Annotated in this window: 19 protein-coding genes and 1 riboswitch; of the genes, 7 read left to right on the forward strand and 12 right to left on the reverse strand. The window is 68.4% G+C overall.

Translation table 11 applies throughout. The annotated features are described in order from the left end of the window. Window positions 1-2: 2 nt before the first annotated feature. Entirely contained in the window at window positions 3-1,340 is a 1,338-nt protein-coding gene (rsmB, locus tag LXT12_RS19410) for a 16S rRNA (cytosine(967)-C(5))-methyltransferase RsmB (protein ID WP_233393945.1), read from the reverse strand. Between the two features lie 42 nt (window positions 1,341-1,382). On the opposite strand from rsmB, the gene folE reads away from it, so the two are divergent. Together folE and LXT12_RS19420 are read left to right on the forward strand one after the other, a co-directional pair. Further along, window positions 1,383-2,084 (forward strand): GTP cyclohydrolase I, encoded by a 702-nt coding sequence (gene folE / locus LXT12_RS19415; protein ID WP_233393946.1) that lies wholly within the window; start codon window positions 1,383-1,385, stop codon window positions 2,082-2,084. 3 nt (window positions 2,085-2,087) lie between these two features. Then, complete coding sequence (locus tag LXT12_RS19420; RefSeq protein WP_233393947.1) at window positions 2,088-2,510, forward strand: BLUF domain-containing protein; 423 nt, start codon at window positions 2,088-2,090, stop codon at window positions 2,508-2,510. Between the two features lie 13 nt (window positions 2,511-2,523). Here LXT12_RS19420 and LXT12_RS19425 read toward each other — a convergent pair whose 3' ends face one another. Together LXT12_RS19425 and queC are read right to left on the reverse strand one after the other, a co-directional pair. Then, the gene (locus LXT12_RS19425) at window positions 2,524-3,075 is read right to left on the reverse strand and encodes a LemA family protein (RefSeq protein ID WP_233393948.1); all 552 of its coding nucleotides are present in this window, start codon (window positions 3,073-3,075) and stop codon (window positions 2,524-2,526) included. Between the two features lie 8 nt (window positions 3,076-3,083). Beyond that, window positions 3,084-3,791, reverse strand: coding sequence for a 7-cyano-7-deazaguanine synthase QueC (gene queC, locus LXT12_RS19430; RefSeq protein ID WP_233393949.1), 708 nt, complete (start codon window positions 3,789-3,791; stop codon window positions 3,084-3,086). Between the two features lie 51 nt (window positions 3,792-3,842). On the opposite strand from queC, the gene LXT12_RS19435 reads away from it, so the two are divergent. The 4 genes from LXT12_RS19435 to LXT12_RS19450 all read left to right on the forward strand — a co-directional run bounded on the left by LXT12_RS19435 (window position 3,843) and on the right by LXT12_RS19450 (window position 8,224). Continuing rightward, a complete protein-coding gene (locus tag LXT12_RS19435) occupies window positions 3,843-5,444 on the forward strand; it encodes a DUF4139 domain-containing protein (RefSeq protein ID WP_233393950.1) in 1,602 nt (533 codons plus the stop codon). Between the two features lie 154 nt (window positions 5,445-5,598). Beyond that, window positions 5,599-5,829 (forward strand): DUF1161 domain-containing protein, encoded by a 231-nt coding sequence (locus LXT12_RS19440; RefSeq protein WP_233393951.1) that lies wholly within the window; start codon window positions 5,599-5,601, stop codon window positions 5,827-5,829. Window positions 5,830-5,845: 16 nt separating this feature from the next. Next, complete coding sequence (gene pepQ, locus LXT12_RS19445) at window positions 5,846-7,162, forward strand: Xaa-Pro dipeptidase (protein WP_233393952.1); 1,317 nt, start codon at window positions 5,846-5,848, stop codon at window positions 7,160-7,162. A gap of 12 nt (window positions 7,163-7,174) precedes the next feature. After that, window positions 7,175-8,224, forward strand: coding sequence for a DUF4314 domain-containing protein (locus LXT12_RS19450; protein WP_233393953.1), 1,050 nt, complete (start codon window positions 7,175-7,177; stop codon window positions 8,222-8,224). Window positions 8,225-8,361: 137 nt separating this feature from the next. On the opposite strand, the gene LXT12_RS19455 is transcribed toward LXT12_RS19450, so the two are convergent. After that, window positions 8,362-8,973, reverse strand: coding sequence for an OmpW/AlkL family protein (locus LXT12_RS19455; protein WP_233393954.1), 612 nt, complete (start codon window positions 8,971-8,973; stop codon window positions 8,362-8,364). Window positions 8,974-9,154: 181 nt separating this feature from the next. Further along, window positions 9,155-9,532: a cupin domain-containing protein gene (locus tag LXT12_RS19460; RefSeq protein ID WP_233393955.1), complete on the reverse strand. Its 378-nt coding sequence runs from the start codon at window positions 9,530-9,532 to the stop codon at window positions 9,155-9,157. A 114-nt stretch (window positions 9,533-9,646) separates the two neighbouring features. Between LXT12_RS19460 and LXT12_RS19465 the strand changes: the two genes are divergently transcribed. Next, on the forward strand, window positions 9,647-10,546 hold the full coding sequence (locus LXT12_RS19465; protein ID WP_233393956.1) for a LysR family transcriptional regulator: 900 nt from the start codon (window positions 9,647-9,649) through the stop codon (window positions 10,544-10,546). Window positions 10,547-10,567: 21 nt separating this feature from the next. On the opposite strand, the gene metF is transcribed toward LXT12_RS19465, so the two are convergent. The 7 genes from metF to LXT12_RS19500 all read right to left on the reverse strand — a co-directional run bounded on the left by metF (window position 10,568) and on the right by LXT12_RS19500 (window position 18,089). Continuing rightward, the gene (gene metF / locus LXT12_RS19470; protein ID WP_233393957.1) at window positions 10,568-11,404 is read right to left on the reverse strand and encodes a methylenetetrahydrofolate reductase [NAD(P)H]; all 837 of its coding nucleotides are present in this window, start codon (window positions 11,402-11,404) and stop codon (window positions 10,568-10,570) included. Continuing rightward, window positions 11,401-12,147: a TlyA family RNA methyltransferase gene (locus tag LXT12_RS19475; RefSeq protein WP_233393958.1), complete on the reverse strand. Its 747-nt coding sequence runs from the start codon at window positions 12,145-12,147 to the stop codon at window positions 11,401-11,403. Before LXT12_RS19475 ends, metF begins: the two co-directional genes overlap by 4 nt. A gap of 10 nt (window positions 12,148-12,157) precedes the next feature. Further along, entirely contained in the window at window positions 12,158-13,195 is a 1,038-nt protein-coding gene (locus tag LXT12_RS19480) for a DUF262 domain-containing protein (protein WP_233393959.1), read from the reverse strand. 29 nt (window positions 13,196-13,224) lie between these two features. Next, a complete protein-coding gene (locus LXT12_RS19485) occupies window positions 13,225-14,088 on the reverse strand; it encodes an SIR2 family protein (RefSeq protein ID WP_233393960.1) in 864 nt (287 codons plus the stop codon). Window positions 14,089-14,335: 247 nt separating this feature from the next. Next, window positions 14,336-15,754 carry an adenosylhomocysteinase gene (gene ahcY / locus LXT12_RS19490; RefSeq protein WP_233393961.1) on the reverse strand — a complete coding sequence of 473 codons (1,419 nt, stop codon included), beginning with the start codon at window positions 15,752-15,754 and terminating at the stop codon, window positions 14,336-14,338. A gap of 72 nt (window positions 15,755-15,826) precedes the next feature. Further along, window positions 15,827-15,907, reverse strand: a riboswitch (S-adenosyl-L-homocysteine riboswitch). 36 nt (window positions 15,908-15,943) lie between these two features. Then, window positions 15,944-17,116, reverse strand: coding sequence for a polyphosphate kinase 2 (gene ppk2, locus LXT12_RS19495; RefSeq protein ID WP_233393962.1), 1,173 nt, complete (start codon window positions 17,114-17,116; stop codon window positions 15,944-15,946). A 67-nt stretch (window positions 17,117-17,183) separates the two neighbouring features. Then, a complete protein-coding gene (locus LXT12_RS19500) occupies window positions 17,184-18,089 on the reverse strand; it encodes an AraC family transcriptional regulator (protein ID WP_233393963.1) in 906 nt (301 codons plus the stop codon). Window positions 18,090-18,153: the final 64 nt, after the last annotated feature.

Raw genomic sequence — 18,153 nt, forward strand, 5'->3', positions numbered from 1 at the left:
AATCAGCGCTTGGTCAACAGGGCGTAGAAAAAGCCGTCAGGGGGCGAGACGGCGTTTCCATTGTCGGCCAGGGGCAGCAGGTGGCCCGTGATGCCGGGCACGGCGTGGGACTTCGCGTCAGCTTGGCGTTGCAAAAACGCGTCGAGCTGGGCCTGGCCTTCGGCGCGGAAGACCGAACAGGTCGCATAGACCAGGCGCCCGCCGGGCGCCAGCAGGGGCCACAGGGCGTCCAGCAGTTCGGCCTGGACCCGGGCCAGGGCGGTGACGTCGTCGGGCCGGCGCAGCCAGCGCACGTCGGGGTGGCGGCGCACGATGCCCGAGGCGCTGCAGGGGGCGTCGAGCAGGATGGCGTCGAAGGGCTGGCCGTCCCACCAGGCGGCGGTCTGGCGGGCGTCTGCCGCCTTCAGCGTGGCCTTCTGGCCCAGGCGGTTGAGGTTGTCCTGCACGCGGGTGAGGCGCTGGGCGTCGGCATCCAGGGCGGTGAGCTGCAGGTCGGGCTGCAGCTCCAGCAGGTGGGCCGTCTTGCCGCCGGGCGCGGCGCAGGCGTCGAGCACCCGGGCGCCCGGCCGCAGGCCCGCGCCGACGACCAGCGGCGCGGCAAGCTGGGCGGCCGCATCCTGCACCGAGACCAGCCCTTCGGCGAAGCCCGGCAGGGCCGACACCGGCATGGGCTTGTCCAGCACCACCGCCTGGGGCGTGGGCGCGCCCGTGGCCCGCGCCGCGATGCCCAGGGCGGCCAGGCGCTCCACGTAGTCGGCCGCCGTGGCGCGCTGGGCGTGTACCCGCAGCGTCATCGGCGGCGGCCGGTTGTTCGCCGCCAGGATGGCCTGCCACTGCGCGGGCCAGTCCTGCTTGAGCTTCTCGATCCACCAGGCCGGGTGGTTGAAGGCGCCCAGCGGGCTGCGTTCGGCCGCCGCGACCAGGGCCTCGCGCTCGCGCAGGAAGCGGCGCAGCACGGCGTTGACGAAGGCGGCGCTGGCCGGGGCGCGCTGCTTGGCGGCGTTCACGGCCTGGTCGACGAGGGTGTGGTCGGCATACATCGGCGTCGCCGCCGGGTCGGCGTCGGGCCACAGCAGGGCCAGCGCCGTCAGCAGCAGCGCATCGACGCGCGGTGGCGGCGCCTTGGGGGCGAGTTGCTGGCGCGCGGCCTCGGCGCTGCCCAGGCGGCGCAGCGCGGCGAAGGCCAGGGCCTGCGTGCCGGGGCGCAGTTCGGCGGGCACGCGGGCCAGCAGGTCGGTCAGGGACCTGCCTTCGCGCACGCCCTGCACCGCGTCGGCGGCCTGCAGCAGCAGCCGGTGCAGGGGGGCGCCGTGACCGGCACTCGAGGGGCTTTGGGACATGGCGCCAGTGTAGAAGTGGCAACCGCAGCAAAATCCGCTGCCATGAACGCCCCTGCCCCCGACGACGCCGGCCTGCCGGTCTCCGAGCGCATCCGCTACCGCCTCGTGTCGGCCGGCTGCCGCCACCACGCCAACGACAACATCGCCGCCTTCATCCAGCCCGGCGAGCTGGACGCCCTGCAGGACGAGGTGCAGGCGCGGATGCAGGAGGTGCTGAAGAGCCTGGTCATCGACACCGAAAGCGACCACAACACCCAGGAGACCGCCAAGCGCGTGGCCAAGATGTTCGTGCGCGAGGTGTTCGCGGGCCGCTATGCGCCGCCGCCGCCGGTCACCGAGTTTCCCAACGTGAGCCGGCTCAACGAGCTGATGATCGTCGGGCCGATCACCGTGCGCAGCGCCTGCTCCCACCACCTCTGTCCCATCATGGGCAAGGTCTGGATCGGCCTGCTGCCCAACGAGCATTCCAACCTCATCGGCCTGTCCAAATACGTGCGCCTGACCGACTGGATCATGAGCCGGCCGCAGATCCAGGAGGAGGCGGTCACCATGCTGGCCAACGCCCTGCAGGAGCGCGTGCAGCCCGACGGCCTGGCCCTCGTCATGGAGGCCGACCATTTCTGCATGCACTGGCGCGGCGTGAAGGACAGCGAGTCCAAGATGACCAACAGCGTCATGCGCGGCGCCTTCCTCAAGGATGCGAGCCTGCGGCGCGAATTCCTGTCATTGATTGCGAAGGGCTGAACCATGCTTGTCCGCCTCATGTACGCCAGCCGCGCGACCGCGGGGCTGAGCGACGGCGACTTCGCCGCCATCCTCAAGGCCTCGCGCGAGCACAACCCGGCCGAGGGCATCACCGGCCTGCTGTGCTTCTCCGACGGCGTCTTCGTCCAGGTGCTGGAGGGTGGCCGCGACGCCATCAACGCCCGCTACAAGCGCATCGTCGAGGACAGGCGCCACGAGGCCGTCACCCTGCTCGGCTACGAAGAGATCGCGGAGCGCGACTTCCCCGGCTGGACCATGGGCCAGGTCAACCTGCAGCGGCTCAACCACGCCCTGCTGCTGAAGTACTCCGAGACCGGCCGGCTCGACCCCTACGCCATGAGCGGCGCCGCCATGGCTGCGCTCTTCCGCGAGATGTGCGCCTCCGGCGCGATCGAGGTGGCCTGAGCGCCGCCGCGCGTCAGAGCGAGCGGGCCTCGCGGAAGCCGTAGAGGTTGGCCAGCACCCGCGTCGGGAACTGCTGCAGGGCCTCGTTGTACTGGCCGACGGCCTGGTTGAACACCTGGCGCGTGAAGGCGCGCTGGCGCTCGATGAGCTTGAGCTCGCTGACCAGGGCGTCGATCTCCGCTTCGCTGCGCAGTTCGGCCTGGTGGTCCAGCAGCGACAGCAGCCGCGTCAGCGCCGCCGCGTGCAGGGCGCTGGCGACGGCCAGGCTGCCCACCGGGTCGGGCGCCCAGGGCTTGGCCCGCGAGGCCTGGGCCGCCGCGCGCGACTCCGCCTGCGCGGTGGCCAGGGCATCGAAGGTGGCCTGCTCGCTGGGCAGCCGCGGCGCCACGGCGGCCAGCAGCTTGTCGCAGACCTCGCCGCGATCCTTGAGGTGGGCGTCGAGCTGGGTGAAGGCCTCGCCGATGGCATTGCGCAGCGCCATCAGCCGGTTGTAGGCGCCCACGCCCCAGAAGAAGAGCAGGGCGGCGCCGGCGATGCCGGCGGTCTGCCAGTTCAGCCAGTTCATCCAGGTCGTCATGCCGTGCCGGCGCGGTAGGCCGCAAATCCCTTGGCCCGCAGTTCGCACGCCGGGCAGTGCCCGCAGCCATGCCCCCAGTCGTGCAGTTCGCCGCGTTCGCCGAGGTAGCAGGTGTGGGTGTCCTCGACGATGAGCTGCACCAGCGCTTCGCCGCCCAGTTGCTCGGCCAGGCGCCAGGTGGCGGCCTTGGTCAGGAACATCAGCGGCGTTTCCAGCGTCATCGGCGCATCCAGGCCCAGGCTGAGCGCCACCTGCAGGGCCTTCATCGTGTTGTCGCGGCAGTCGGGGTAGCCGGAGAAATCGGTCTCGCACATGCCGCCCACCAGCACCGAGGCACCGCGCCGGTAGGCCAGCGTGGCGGCGAAGGTCAGGAAGAGCAGGTTGCGCCCCGGCACGAAGGTGTTGGGCAGCCCGTTGGCCTGCAGCTCGATGGCACGCTCGCTCGTCAGCGCCGTGTCGCTGATCTGGCCGAGCAGGGACAGGTCCAGCAGGTGGTCCGCCCCGAGCCGGCCGGCCCAGTGCGGGAACCGGCGGGCCATCTCCGCCCGCACGGTATTCCGGCAGTCCAGCTCGATGCGGTGGCGTTGGCCGTAGTCGAAGGCCAGGGTCTCGACCTCGGCGTAACGGTCCAGGGCCCAGGCCAGGCAGGTGCTGGAGTCCTGGCCGCCGGAAAAAAGCACCAGCGCTTTGCGGTTGTCGGTCATGCCCGGGATGCTACCTTCGCCCATCTGCCCACGCGGACCGGAGGCCGCCCCATGAAGAGCAAGTTCCTGTCGATCGCCACCCTGCTGCCCGCGCTGGCGCTGGCCCAGTCGCCATCGTCCAGCCGCATCGACGAAGTCCTCGTCTACCCGGGCGGGGCCCAGGTCACCCGGCTGGCCACCGTCGCCGCCGGTGCGCGCGAGCTGGTGCTGAACTGCCTGTCGGCCCGCTTCGACCCCGACTCCCTGCAGGTCGAGGCGCCGGCCGGCGTCAACCTCGGTCCGGTGCAGCTGGAGACGCTGCCGCGCGAGCGCGCGCCGGAGTGCGCCCACGGCCCGCTCGACGAGCAGCTTCGCAAGCTCGAGCAGCAGCGCGACCAGCTGACCGCCGAATCGAGCGCACTCGACGCCAGCCTCGGCTACCTCAAGGCCTTGGGCTCGGGCGAGGCCCGCGCCACGCCGGCCACCGGCATCGGCGCGACGGCCGACAGCATCCGCAAGGCCGCCCAGGAGGCCCTGCTGCGCCAGGCCCAGCTCAAGCGCCAGCTCGAAGACCTCGACAAGCAGCTCGCCCCCTTGCAGGGCGAGCGCGACCGCCTGGCCACGGCCAACCCGCAGTGGCGCAGCCTGCGGCTGCGGCTGTCCACGACCCGCGAGGCCGAGCTGAAGCTGCACTACCGCCTCACCCAGGCCGGCTGGGCGCCGAGCTACCGCGCCATGCTCGACACGGCCACTGGCGCCGTGACGCTGGAGCGCCTGGCCCAGGTGTCGCAGCAAAGCGGCGAGGACTGGAAGAACGTGAAGCTGCGCCTGTCGACGGCCCAGCCGTCGTCCAAGGTCGGCCCGAACCCGGTCTGGCCGTGGACCCTGGACATCGCCCGGCCCGTGGCCATGCCCGCCGCTCCGGCCATGGAGATGCGCGCGGCGCCGGCCCCGGTCCCAGCCAAGCCCGGGTTGATGTCCCTCGCCGCCTCGCGCGTCGCCGAAGCCGAGCCCGAGCGCTTCGACCTCAGCGTCTTCCAGGGCAGTTTCGCGACGGAGTTCATGCTGCCGCTGCGCGTGACCGTCGACAGCGGCACCCAGCGCTCCAGCCTGGGCCTCGGCAGCGAGAAGATCCAGGCCCGGGTGCTGACGCGGGTGCAACCGCAGGGCGAGGCCGCGGCCTACCTGGTGGCGGACGCCCCCAAGCCCGCCGGCGCCTGGCCGCGCGGCGCGCTGCAGCTGGTGCGCGACGGCGCGCTGGTGGGCGGCAGCACGCTCGATGTCGCAGGCAGTGACGAGCGGCTGGAACTGCCCTTCGGCCGGGACGAGGCGGTGCGGGTCCAGGTGGAACCCGAGCAGCGCAATGCCGGCAACACCGGCTTCATCGGCGCCCGCGCCGAGCACCGCTATGCCCGGGCCTGGATGGTCGAGAACCGGCACGCCGCCGGGTCGTCGCCGATCACGCTGCAGCTTGTCGAGGCCGCGCCGGTGTCCCAGCACGAGGACATCAAGGTGCAGACCCAGTTCAGCCCGGCGCCCGCGACGCAGGCCTGGCGCAAGCAGCCCGGGCTGGTGATGTGGGAGCTGCCGCTCGCGGCGGGACAGAGCCTGCGGTTCACGGCGGAGTATGTGATCAGTGCGCCGAAGGAGGCGCAGGTGAGCGGGCTGCGTTGAGGGGCTGGAGGGGACGGGTGCGTCGAGGAGACGCTGTTGGTAGCTTTTGCAGCGAGTCCTGAGGCTCTCGGCAAAAGCAACTGACAACACAACCCGCCGGGTCACAGGGCTACCCCACAATCCCGACTCCACCTCCACGAGCCGCCCTCATCCCATGTCCAAGCCCGCCTCGCTGATCCTCTCCGCCGCCGCCCTGCTGGGCTCAGCCGCCCACGCCGCTCCCAAGCCCTGCGACGAACTCAAGGCCGAGATTGCGGCCAAGCTCGACGAGAAGGGCGTCAAGGGCTACGAGATCGCGGCCGTCGAGAACGACAAGGTGGGCGAGGCGAAGGTCATCGGCAGCTGTGATGGGGGCACCAGGAAGCTCACCTACGTCCGCAAGTGAGCGCGAGGAGCGGCACATGAGCCTCTACACCGACCACCTTGGCACGCTGCAGCGCCAGGCCGAGTCCGCCCTCGAGCGCACGGGCCACGACACGCTGCTGGTCGCCGCCGGCATCGAGAAGTACGCCTTCCTCGACGACCGGCCCTATCTCTTCCAGCCCAATCCGCATTTCAAGCATTGGCTGCCGCTGACCCAGCACCCGCACTGCTGGCTGGCCGTGCGGCCCGGCAAGCGGCCGCGCGTGGTCTACCACCAGCCCGACGACTACTGGCATGTGCCGCCGAGCGCGCCCGGCGGCGAGTGGGTGGATGCCGTGGAGCTGGTCGTCATCCGCGAGCCCGGCCAGGCCGCAGCGGCCCTGGCCGATTGCGTCACGCCGCGTACCGCCATCCTCGGCGAGGCGGATGCGGCCCTGCCCGGATTGGCGCCGAACAACCCCGAGCCGCTGCTCAACCTGCTGCACTGGGCCCGCGGCACCAAGACGCCCTACGAGCTGGAGCAGATGCGCGCCGCCCAGCGCCGCGCCGTGCCCGGGCACCTGGCGGCCCGCGCGGCCTTCCTGCGCGGCGAGAGCGAGGCTGCCATCCACCGGGCCTACCTCGTCGCCTGCGGCCACACCGATCGCGACCTGCCCTACGGCAACATCGTCGGCCTCAATGAGCATTCGGCGGTGCTGCACTACCAGTACCAGGACGAGAGCCCGCCGGCGGAGGCGCGCAGCTTCCTCATCGATGCCGGTGCGCAGGTGAACGGTTATGCCAGCGACATCACCCGCACCTGGGCGGCGCCCGGGCACGACGAGTTCGCCGCCCTCGTCGCGGCCATGGAGGCCGAGCAGCTCGGCCTCGTCGACGAAGTCCGCGAGGGCGTGGACTATCGGGACATCCACCTCAGCGCCCACCGCCGCACGGCCCGCCTGCTGCGTGGCGCAGGCCTCGTGAAGATGAGCGAGGAGGCCATGGTCGAGCAGCGCGTGACCCACGCCTTCTTCCCCCACGGCATCGGCCACCTGCTGGGCCTGCAGGTGCACGACGTCGGCGGCTTCATGGCCGGCGAGACAGGCGGCGTGGCCGACAAGCCCGAGGGCCACCGCTACCTGCGCCTGACGCGCCGCCTGCAGCCCGGCATGGTGGTGACCATCGAGCCGGGCCTGTACTTCATCCCGATGCTGCTGCGCGAGCTGCGCGCGTCGCCGCACGCGGCCCAGGTCGACTGGGACGCTGTCGAGCGGCTGTCGCGTTATGGCGGCGTGCGCATCGAGGACGACGTGGCCTGCCGGGCCGGTGGCCAGGCGCCCGAGAACCTGACGCGGGACGCCTTCGCGGCGGCTTGACGGGGAGCCTGCGTGGCGGTGTGGGCGCTCGCCGTGCTGGCCGGTGCGCTGGCCCTCCCGGCGAGCGCCCCGCCTCCCGAGACCGAGCTCGGCCGCGTGCAGGTGCAGGGCGAATCGGCCATCGCCCGCGAGAAGAAGACGCTGGCCCAGCTTTTCAAGGCCGAGACGCTGTTCGAGAAGTTCCACGCCCTCGCGCCCGCGGCGCCGTTGAAGATCCGCGTCTATGCGCGCACCCGGGCCGAGCAGGCGGCGCAGCTGGACCTGGCCCTGGTGACGCCGGCGGGGCGCCTGCCGGTGCCGCTGGACGAAGAAGACCGCTTCGTCATCGACCCCGCCTGGCATGCGCTGGACCCGCGCACCGAAGTGCGCAGCCGCCTGCCGGATGGCCGCGTGACCTGGCGGCCGGACATCCGCACGCCTGGCCTGCCGCCCGGCGAGCGCCGCCTGGGCGACCTGAGGCTGCAGTGCCGCGTCGGCTTCGACAGCGGCGTCGCGCGCGGCCTCGTCGGCCTGGCCCGGCTGCTGTCCTTCGCCTTCGATGAGTGCGACGACCCGGAGTGGAGCCCGAGCAACTTCGCCGACCGGCCGGTGTTCGCCGTGACCCTGATGCACGGCGAGCGCTGGCTGAGCGTCAGCGCGGGCCTGCTGCACGGCCTGCGCGATGGCGGCGGCCAGGACTACGACTGGGGCTTCGCCCTGCGCGAGCGCATGTTCCGGGTGCCGCTGGGCGACGCGAGCTGGCCCGACGACACGCGCGTGCTGCTCGAAGCCATGGACGACCCGCCCGCGCCGCCCGAGCCGGGCCTGCGCGAACTGCATGACGACTGGGTGCATGCAGCCCTGGCGCTGGCGCCCGGCCTGACGGTGGCCGACGTCGAGGCCCGCGTCGGCCGCGCCGACGACGACACCCGCTTCGACTCGGGGCGGCGCCTGCTGCGCCATCTGCACGTCACGACCCAGCGGGCGGGGCCGCAGCGCCTGGAGCTGGTCAGCCTCTTCGGGGCGGACGGGCGCCTGCAGAAATCGACGCTGCGGCGACTGGGGCGCGATCAGCGCTATTGAGGCGTTCGCGGCCGGACTGTCCGAGGCGAAGCGTCCAAAAGGAAACGAAGCGGCGAGGATGGTCGCCGCTTCGTCGGATCAGGCACTGGCTGGTAGGCCAGCGCCCGGGCAGGAGGCGGCGGGTGGCCGCCCCTTGCTCAGAAACGCCAGCCCAGGCCGACGCTGGCCAGGGTCGGGTTGACCTTGAACTTGCCGGCTTCGGCGCCGCTGGAGTAGATGGTCGTCTGGATGTCGACCTTCTTGACGTCGAGGTTCAGGTAGGTGTTCTTGGCGATGGCGATGTCCAGGCCGGCCTGCCAGGCCAGGCCCCAGCTGTTGTGCTTGATGCCGGGGTGCAGGGCGGTCTCGACGGCCGGTGCGAAGTGGACGCCGGAGAAGTTGGTGTAGTTGACGCCGGCGCCGACGTAGGGGCGGACCGTGCCGGTGGGCAGGAAGTGGTACTGCAGCGTCAGCGTGGGCGGCAGGTGCTTGAGCGAGCCGATCTCGGTGCCGTTGGAGTAGACGGTGTGCTTTTGCGGGTAGGTCAGGATCAGCTCGGCCGCGACGTTGGGCGTGATGAAGTAGCTGAAGTCGATCTCGGGGAAGGTCTTGTTGTTGACCGTCAGGCCCAGGCCCGTGCTGTCCTTGTTGGCCGAGTGCAGGTTGAGGGCGCGCACGCGGACGAGCAGCGGGCCTTCTTCGGCGGAGGCGAGCGTGGGGGCGGCGAAGGCAGCGACGGCGGCGGCAAGGATGGCGATCTTCTTGAACATCTAAGGCTCCTGTGGATGGGGACGTGCCCCGATGGACGCCATTGCAAGCCCGCCGGGCCCCCGCGGACTTGATGCAACTCAACTTGGCTGGTGGCCTGCGGCCCGCTCGAGGGCCGCTTTGTGTTGGGTCAAGAAGATGTGGAATCGGCGCGGCGTGGCGGCAACAGCGCCGCGCGGGCCTTCAGCTGCGCCAGGGCAGGGGCAGTTCGCCGCCTTCGGGCCAGCGCGTGGGGACGGGCGTCCGGGCGAAGACGGCCAGCGTCTCCAGCGGCACGCTGCCGGTGTTGAAGATCTGGTGAGGCCGGCCCCCGGGCAGGCGCAGGACGCTGCTGGCATCGATGCGCAGGGCCTGCCCGTCGATGTGCAGCTCGCCGCTGCCGCCCAGGCAGAACACGACCTCGTCGCAGTCGTGCACGTGCGGCGGCGTGGCGGTGCCGGGAGCCATGCTCTGCCGCCACACGGAGAGTTGTTCGAGCCCGTCGTCGATGCCGGCCCAGGTCACATGGGCGATGCCGGGGAGTTCGGTCGGGCGGGGAGGGGTCTGTTCAGCGACATACATGTGGGCTCCGTCGGAGTGGGTGGTCAGGGAGCCGCAGTGTGCGCAGCGCCGACTGCGGCGAGAAGTGGCGCGAACTGACTAACATTGAGGACAAGATTTCCTCAATCACCACGCATGCAAGGCCTCCAGCCCCTGATCGCCTTTGCCCAGACCGCCCGGCGCGGCAGCTTCGCCGCCGCGGCCCGCGACCTCGGCGGCACGCCGTCCACCGTGGCCAAGAGCGTGGCTCGGCTGGAGGCGTCGCTCGGCGTGCGCCTCTTCCACCGGACGACGCGGCAGGTGACGCTGACGCCCGACGGCGAGCGCCTGTTCCGCCGCTGCGAGCGCGTGCTGTCGGAGCTGGACGACTTGCAGGCCGATGCCGCGGGCACGCGGGCGACGGTGGGCGGCACGCTGCGCCTGGACGCGCCGGTCACCTACGGCCGCAAGGTGCTGATGCCGGTGCTCAATGCCCTGCTGCGCCGGCATCCCGAGCTGCGCCTGGACCTGCGCCTGCAGGACAGCTATGCCGACCTGGTGCGCGACGGGCTGGACGCGGCCATCCGCGTCGGCGAGCTGCAGGATTCGCGCCTGGTGGCCCGCCGCTTCGACGCCCAGCACCTGCTGCTGGTCGCCAGCCCCGCCTACCTGGCCGAGCGCGGCGAGCCGCTGCGCCTGGACCAGCTGGCCGGCCACGGGGCCATCGTCTTCCGGCTGCCGAGCTCGGGCCGGCAGCGGCCCTGGCAGTTCCGCAACGGCCGTCAGGCCGTCAGCCTGCTCCCCACGCCGAGCGTGGAGGTCAACGACGGCGAAGGCATCGTCGCCGCGGCGGTGCTGGGCCTGGGCCTGGCCCAGGTGCCCGACAACATGGTGGTCGACGCCATCGCGCGGGGCGAGCTGGTGGAACTGCTGCCCCGGAACCGGCCGCCGGCCATGCCCATCAGCGTCGTACTGCCGACCTCACGCCTGCAGCCGCCCCGGGTGCGGGTGCTGCTGGAAGCGCTGGAGGCGATGCCCGGCCGCGCGACGCGCTGAGCGGGCCGGCGCCCAGCCCCTTCAGCGGGCGCCCAGCCCCAGGCGCCGGCACAGCTCCAGCACCAGTGGCGACTGGTTGAGCGTGTAGAAGTGCAGGCCCGGTGCGCCCCCGTCGATGAGGCGCTCGCACAGCCGCGTGATCACGTCCAGGCCGAAGGCGCGGATGCCGGCCGTGTCGTCCATGAAGCCTTCCATCTTCATCTGCACCCAGCGGGGGATGTCGATGCCGTCGCGCTGGGCGAACTGGGCAATGCGGCCGTAGTTGTGGAAGGGCATGATGCCCGGCACGATGGGCTGGGTGACGCCGAGCTTGCGCGCCTCCTCCACGAAGTGGAAGTAGGCGTCGGCGTTGAAGAAGAACTGGGTAATGGCGCCGTCGGCGCCGGCCTTCATCTTGTCGGCGAAGTGCTGCAGGTCGCGGGCGGCATAACGCTGCTGCGGGTGCACCTCCGGGTAGGCTGCCACCTCGATGTGCCAGTCAGGCCCTTGCGTCTCGCGGATGAAGGCCACCAGCTCGCTGGCGTAGCGGAACTCGCCCGCCGTGGCCGTGCCGCTGGGCAGGTCGCCGCGCAGGGCGACGACGCGGCGGATGTTCTGCGCGCGGTAGGTGGCCAGGATCTCGGCGATGTTCTCGCGCGTGGAGCCCACGCAGGAGAGATGCGGTGCGGCCTCGAAGCCCGCCGCGGCGATGTCCATCACGGCCGACAGAGTCTTGTCGCGCGTGGAGCCGCCGGCGCCGTAGGTGACGCTGAAGTACTGCGGCTTCAGGGCGCCGAGCTCCTGCACGACGGCCTTGAGCTTGTCCACGCCGACGGGCGTGTTGGGGGGGAAGAATTCGAAGGAGATCGGAGTGGTCATCGGGACGCCCACAGGAAGAATTCGCGGTTGCCATCGCCGCCAGCGATGGGGCTGTCGAAATAGTCCAGCACCTTGAGGCCGAGGGCCGTGCAGGCCAGGCGCACGCGCGCCTCGAGCCGGGCGTAGTCGGCCTCGTCCTTGACGAGCCCGCCCTTGCCCAGGGCCTGCGGCCCCAGCTCGAACTGCGGCTTGACCAGCACGAGCAGATGGCCGTGCACCTCCAGCCAGGGCAGCAGCTCGGGCAGGCTGGCCACCATGGAGATGAAGCTCAGGTCGCCGACGATGACGGTGAAGCCGCCGGTCGGCGCGTGCGGGCGCAGCACGTCGAGCTCGCGCACGTGCACGCCCTCCAGCGCCGTGACGCGCGGGTCGGCCTGCAGCCGCGGGCTGAGCTGGCCGTGGCCCACGTCCACGCCGACGACATGGCGGGCGCCATGAGCCAGCAGGCAGTCGGTGAAGCCGCCGGTGCTTTGGCCGACGTCCAGCACCGTGTGCCCGGCCACGTCGAGGCCGGTGCGCTGCAGCGCGCCTTCCAGCTTGAGTCCGCCGCGCGAGGCGTAGCGCAGCTCGGCGTCGTCGGTGACGCGCAGCTGCGCCGTCTCGGGCAGGTCCTCGCCGGCCTTCTTCAGCGCAGCCCAGCCGATGGGCGACGCCCATTCGGCCGCGCCGTGCTGGATGAGGCGCTGGGCAGCCGAGCGCGTGGGCGCCAGGCCTTGGGCGACGAGGAGTTGGTCAGCACGCATTCTGTTCCGGCTAAATGACTAACTGGGCTTGTTCCAACTCTTGACCTGTTCCGTTAAGCAATGCCTTCAGCCTCTTCAGCCGTTGAACTCGGGAACGGGTTCTTGAATTGGTGGAGTAGAAATAGTCTTTTGCCGCTTGGTTGTCTGAAGGTGCTGATGATTTTGCTTGCTGTAAGAATGTGACCAGCCGTGCGGAAATAGTAGAACCAGGAACGTTCCGCTGTTGAAGGGTATATCCAAGACTCCAGAGTCCGTACAAATGGCTGATGCCCCTGATTCCTAAACTGTCATAGTCAAGGTTTAGTGTGGCGAGCCAATCGGTAAGATCGATGAATTCCTGTTTGATGGTCTGTAGTTGTGGACCGTCAATGCTGTTGACAGCGTCGGTATAAAGATTGTCGAAGGCTTGGCCTTCCGTGTTTTGTACGCCATCCTTCCATAGCAAAAAGATCAGATCCGATATGAATTCTTCATGCTCAAATCTGTTCCTATCCGCTATCGGGTTAAGCAAAGGCGCCCAAAATGGGCCCTGGGAAAGCTCTCTAACTAGCGATGAGAATTCGCTGTCATGGTATTTTGCATTTCTGAGCTCTTGTTTGCTCAGAGGGGCGCCATTGCGATTAAGTCGATCGAATACTTCATTTAATACGTTGTCTTCAACGGTGTCTATATACTCGACCGGAATTTGATATCGCCAAAAGTTTTTCTTATATGTGATTAATTCCGGCGCATCAAGATCCGAAAAGAAGCGCCCAACAAATGCTGCATCCGAGTCTTGTTCTGACTCATTGATAACATTGATCAGACCTTCGATAAAGCGAATGATTGACTGAAGGCGCTGCTTCCCATCCACGACATCATAAGATGTGGCGCCGGTAATTGTGTCAATGTGCTGATGCAAGAATATCGGCGGCATCGGATAATTTCGAAGCAAGCTATCGACAAAAAATCCTTGCCTATCTGGACCCCATACACTCCGCCGTTGGTAAGGGGGATCGAAATTAAATTTTTTATTCTGATGCAGCTCCCAAAAAGCGGCGATCGACATGGCGTTCGAAGTGCGTGCTAATAGTGCGCTCATATCTTTACCTTCCTTAAAGAGCTGCTCGTTGGGAAGCAGGAGTAATTTACAAACAAGGAGGAGAGTACGCCGTCCAGTGCCTCTGATGGTCTGGGATTGATTGATATTGCATCAACATTCAAGTCCAGCTTTGCAAGCATACCGTCGATCTCGGCACGATCCACGTGCCAGTAAGAAAGGCCGCAGATTACCAGGCGATCAGTATCCGCAAAGCTGGCTAGACGTGCTTGCAGGCTCGCTTGTAACGCTTGCACCCATGTGTACTTTATGCGTGCACTGTCGCCTGCCGGCGGAATAATTGAATACCGAAGCCAGTGGTTTTGGGGGCTTGTATTATCAACCATTAGCGGGCGCTGGATTGAGAAATCTTCGGCCAGCTTGTAGTCGATTTCTCTGGGAGGCATTGCGCTTCCTGCCGGTAGTGGAGGCGCCACAAAGTTGATAGAGCCGTGAGGTTTGTATAACCTTACTTTGGCGCTGGAAGGTGTCGTCGTGGTAATGCCTTCATACTCGTATGAAATGCCAAGTAGATCGAGTGTATGTTCAAGGAATAGATCGTAGTTGAAGGTGACAATTACGATTTCTTCGATATCGACATTGTTGTGGGCGCGCTGTAAAAAGTCCGCCCAAGGCCACGATGTTATTTTGCTTGCGTCCGGGGCGCTCTTCAGTTCCGCGTCATACATAAGGAAAAGATGACGCAAGTAGTAAGCGAGTTCGCAGTATGCACGCAGATATGTAAAGTTAGTGCGAAGCGTCGCGTCCCGCTCTAGGAATGAGCCTTTTTTTTCGTGGGCGACAAAAGCTTGGGCGGCGCAAAGAATCCGTTCGATAAGCGAAATTGCTGCGGCCTGCTCCATGTACGGGCGCGCGCCAAGGCTCCACAGAGCTCTGGGCAATGTCGGCTCGACAAAAAACCAACTGGTAGGCCATCAGGCGATGGGACCTCGGCACCTCTTGAAAAGAGGTTGAGCGTATTGATGCTCTCTCTTAATCCAAGATGACTCAAAAGATCTATCGTGAAACCATTTCCCAGAACAATTAAGAGCTTTGATTTTCTTGCCGTTGTAGCGCTCAAGCAGACCTCCCTGCTGACGTAGCTATTTGTTAATAGCGATAAGTGTCGGGCTTATACGGGCCAGCCTTCGGAACGCCGATGTAAGCCGCCTGCTCTTCCGTCAGCTCCGTCAGTTGCGCATTCAGCGTGCTCAGCTGCAGCCGGGCCACCTTTTCATCCAGGTGCTTGGGCAGCACGTAGACCTGGCCGGCGGCGTAGCGCTCCTTGTGGGCGAAGAGCTCGATCTGCGCGATGGTCTGGTTCGCGAAGGAGCTGCTCATCACATAGCTCGGATGACCCGTGCCGCAGCCCAGGTTCACGAGGCGCCCCTTGGCCAGCAGGATGATGCGCTTGCCGTCGGGGAAGATGACGTGGTCGACCTGGGGCTTGATCTCCTCCCACTCGTACTTCTCGAGCGAGGCGACGTCGATCTCGTTGTCGAAGTGGCCGATGTTGCAGACGATGGCGTTGTTCTTCATCGCGGCCATGTGCTCGTGGCGGATGACGCTCTTGTTGCCGGTCGTGGTCACGAAGATGTCGGCCTTGTCGGCGGCGAACTCCATGGTGACGACGCGGTAGCCCTCCATCGCGGCCTGCAGGGCGCAGATGGGATCGATCTCGGTCACCCACACTTGCGCCGACAGCGCGCGCAGCGCCTGGGCCGAGCCCTTGCCCACGTCGCCGTAGCCGGCCACCACGGCGATCTTGCCGGCCACCATCACGTCGGTGGCGCGCTTGATGCCGTCCACCAGGCTCTCGCGGCAGCCGTAGAGGTTGTCGAACTTGCTCTTGGTGACGGAGTCGTTGACGTTGATGGCGCGGAACAGCAGCGTGCCCTTGGCGGCCATTTCCTTCAGGCGGTGCACGCCGGTCGTCGTCTCCTCGGTCACGCCGATGATCTCGGCGCTCTTGCGCGTGTACCAGCTCGGGTCCTGGGCGATCCTGGCCTTGATGGCGGCGAACAGGATGCGCTCTTCCTCGCTGCCAGGGTTGGCGAGCACGGAGAGGTCCTTCTCGGCCTTCTGGCCCAGGTGCATCAGCAGCGTCGCATCGCCGCCGTCGTCCAGGATCATGTTGGGGCCTTCGCCGGCCGTGCCCGGGGTGCCGAACTCGAAGATGCGGTGGGTGTAGTCCCAGTAGTCCTCCAGCGTCTCGCCCTTGTAGGCGAACACCGGCGTGCCCTTGACGGCCAGGGCCGCCGCGGCGTGGTCCTGGGTCGAGAAGATGTTGCACGAGGCCCAGCGCACTTCCGCTCCAAGCGCCTGCAGCGTCTCCACCAGCACCGCAGTCTGGATGGTCATGTGCAGGGAGCCGGCGATGCGCGCGCCCTTGAGGGGCTGGGTGGCGGCGTATTCCTTGCGGATGGCCATTAGCGCCGGCATCTCGTGCTCGGCGATCTTGATTTCCTTGCGGCCCCAGTCGGCCAGCGACAGGTCCTTGACGATGTGGGCGGGCAGGTTGGCGGTCATGTCGGCTCCTTCAGGATGTGAAGCCGCTGACGGGGTCGAGATGGGGCTCAGGCCTCACCCCGACCAGTGGTCAGCGGGTGAGCGCGGTTGCAGAAGTGTCTGGTTCCGAGCCTGGCCTCACGGGGTGCTGAGGTTGCAACGCTCCTCGGAAGCCGCACATTCTAGCGACGGCCGCCGCCGCCGTGGCGGTCAACCGCCGCCGCCGGGTGCCAACAAATCGTCGCCCGCGATCGACACCAGCGCCGGCCGGCCGACGATGAGCGGGTCCACGGCACCGATGCGTTCGAGGTCGCGTTCGGCATAGGGCAGGCGGTTGAGCACGAAGCGCAGGGCGTTGAGGCGCGCGCGCTTCTTGCAATCGCTCTTGATCACCGTCCACGGCGCGTCCGACGTGTCGCAGTGCAGGAACATCGCCTCCTTGGCGCGGGTGTAGTCGTCCCACTTGTCCAGCGACGCCATGTCGATGGGGCTGAGCTTCCACTGCTTGAGCGGGTGCAGCTTGCGCTCCTTGAAGCGGCGGCGCTGCTCGTCGCGGCTGACCGAGAACCAGAACTTGAAGAGGTGGATGCCCGAGCGCACCAGCTGGCGCTCGAACTCCGGCGTCTGGCGCAGGAATTCCTGGTATTCGCCCTCGCTGCAGAAGCCCATGACGCGCTCGACGCCGGCGCGGTTGTACCAGCTGCGGTCGAACAGCACGATCTCGCCGGCCGTGGGCAGGTGGTTCACGTAGCGCTGGAAGTACCACTGGCCGCGCTCGACCTCGCTGGGCTTTTCCAGCGCCACGACGCGGGCGCCCCGGGGGTTGAGGTGCTCCATGAAGCGCTTGATGGTGCCGCCCTTGCCGGCGGCGTCGCGGCCCTCGAACAGGATGACGACGCGCGCGCCGGTCTCCTTGACCCAGGCCTGCAGCTTGAGCAGCTCGACCTGCAGCCGGTACTTCTGCCGCTCGTAGGCCTTGCGGGAGAGCAGGTTCTTGTAGGGGTAGGCGCCCTGGCGCCAGCCGGGGCTGAGCTCGCTGTCGGCGTCCACGTCGGCGGGCGGCGCCACGGCTTCCTCGTGCTGGCGCAGCGCGCGGCGCAGGTGTCGGCGCTCGTCGGGGGAGCAGCCGTCCAGCAGCGTGCCGAGGTCGCGGGCCAGGGCGTCGGGGCTGCTCTCGGCTTGGTGATGTCGCCGCACCAGTTCGGCCAGGGTCTCGGACTCGATCGCGTCGCGCCGGGCCAGCGCGCGGCCGACGCGGTCGCGCTCGAGGGCGGCGGCGTCGAGCCGCGGCGGGGTGTCGCCGGCGGCCACACGGCGCGTGGCGGGGCGGCGGGCGTTGCGTTGCGAGGCGGGCGAGGAAGGGGTGGGGCGGGATGTCGGCATGGGAGCCATGCTGCGCGCCTGGCGCCGGTGCCGAATTGATCCTCGTCAACCCGCCGTGGCGGCCCGCTCAGGCCTGGGCCGTCTCGCGCTTTCGTGCCAAATCTGCACGCGGCGGCGCGCCGAACAGGCGCCGGTATTCGCGGCTGAATTGCGAGGCGCTCTCGTAGCCGACGCGGTGGGCGGCGCTGGCGGCGTCCAGCCCGTCGGACAGCATCAGCCGGCGCGCGTGCTGCAGGCGCAGCGTCTTCTGGAACTGCAGGGGCGACAGCGCCGTCAGCTGCTTGAAGCGCAGATGCAGGGTGGACGGGCTCATGTGCGCCAGGCCGGCCAGTTCGTCGATGGACAGCGGCTCGGCGAAGCGGCGGGTCAGCTGCTCGATGACGCGGTTCAGGCGCCGGGCCATGCCGTCGCCCTGGGCCAGGGCGCGCAGCCGCGGCCCCAGCGGCCCGGTCAGCACGCGGTAGAGGATCTCGCGCTGCACCAGGGGCGCCAGCGTCTTCAGGTCGGCCGGCGTGTCCAGCAGGCGCAGCAGCCGCAGCGCGGCCTCCAGCAGCGGCGCGGTCACCGGGGCCACCTGGAGGCCGGCATCGCCCTCGGCCGCCGAAGGCAGGTCGGCATCGAGCAGCAGTTCGGCCAGGGCCTGGGTCTCGCAGCTCAGGCGCAGGCAGAGGTAAGGCTTGTCGGGGCTGGCCTCGACGACCTGGCCCCGCGGCAGTGCCGTCACCGGCACGAGCAGGCATTGCATGGCGTCGTACTGCACGACCCGGTCGCCCTGGCGGGCCTGCTTGCGGCCCTGCAGCACGAGGACGAGGCCGGGTTCGTAGATTGCCGGCACCGGCAACGCCGGCGCGCTGGCGCGGATCAGCCGCAGCCCGGGCAGGGGCGTCTCGTGCAGGCCGTCGCCCGGGGCGCGGGCGAGGGCCAGGGCGATGGCGCGTTCGCGCAGGGTCGGCAGGTCGTCGTCGGTGGGCATGCAGGCCATTGTGCAAACCCTTTGCCTTGGCGGGGCCGGCGCGCGGCCAGGTTTCGGAGGATCG

Origin of the sequence: Pelomonas caseinilytica (assembly GCF_021353235.1) — a bacterium.
Classification (GTDB): Bacteria; Pseudomonadota; Gammaproteobacteria; order Burkholderiales; family Burkholderiaceae_C; genus Pelomonas; species Pelomonas caseinilytica.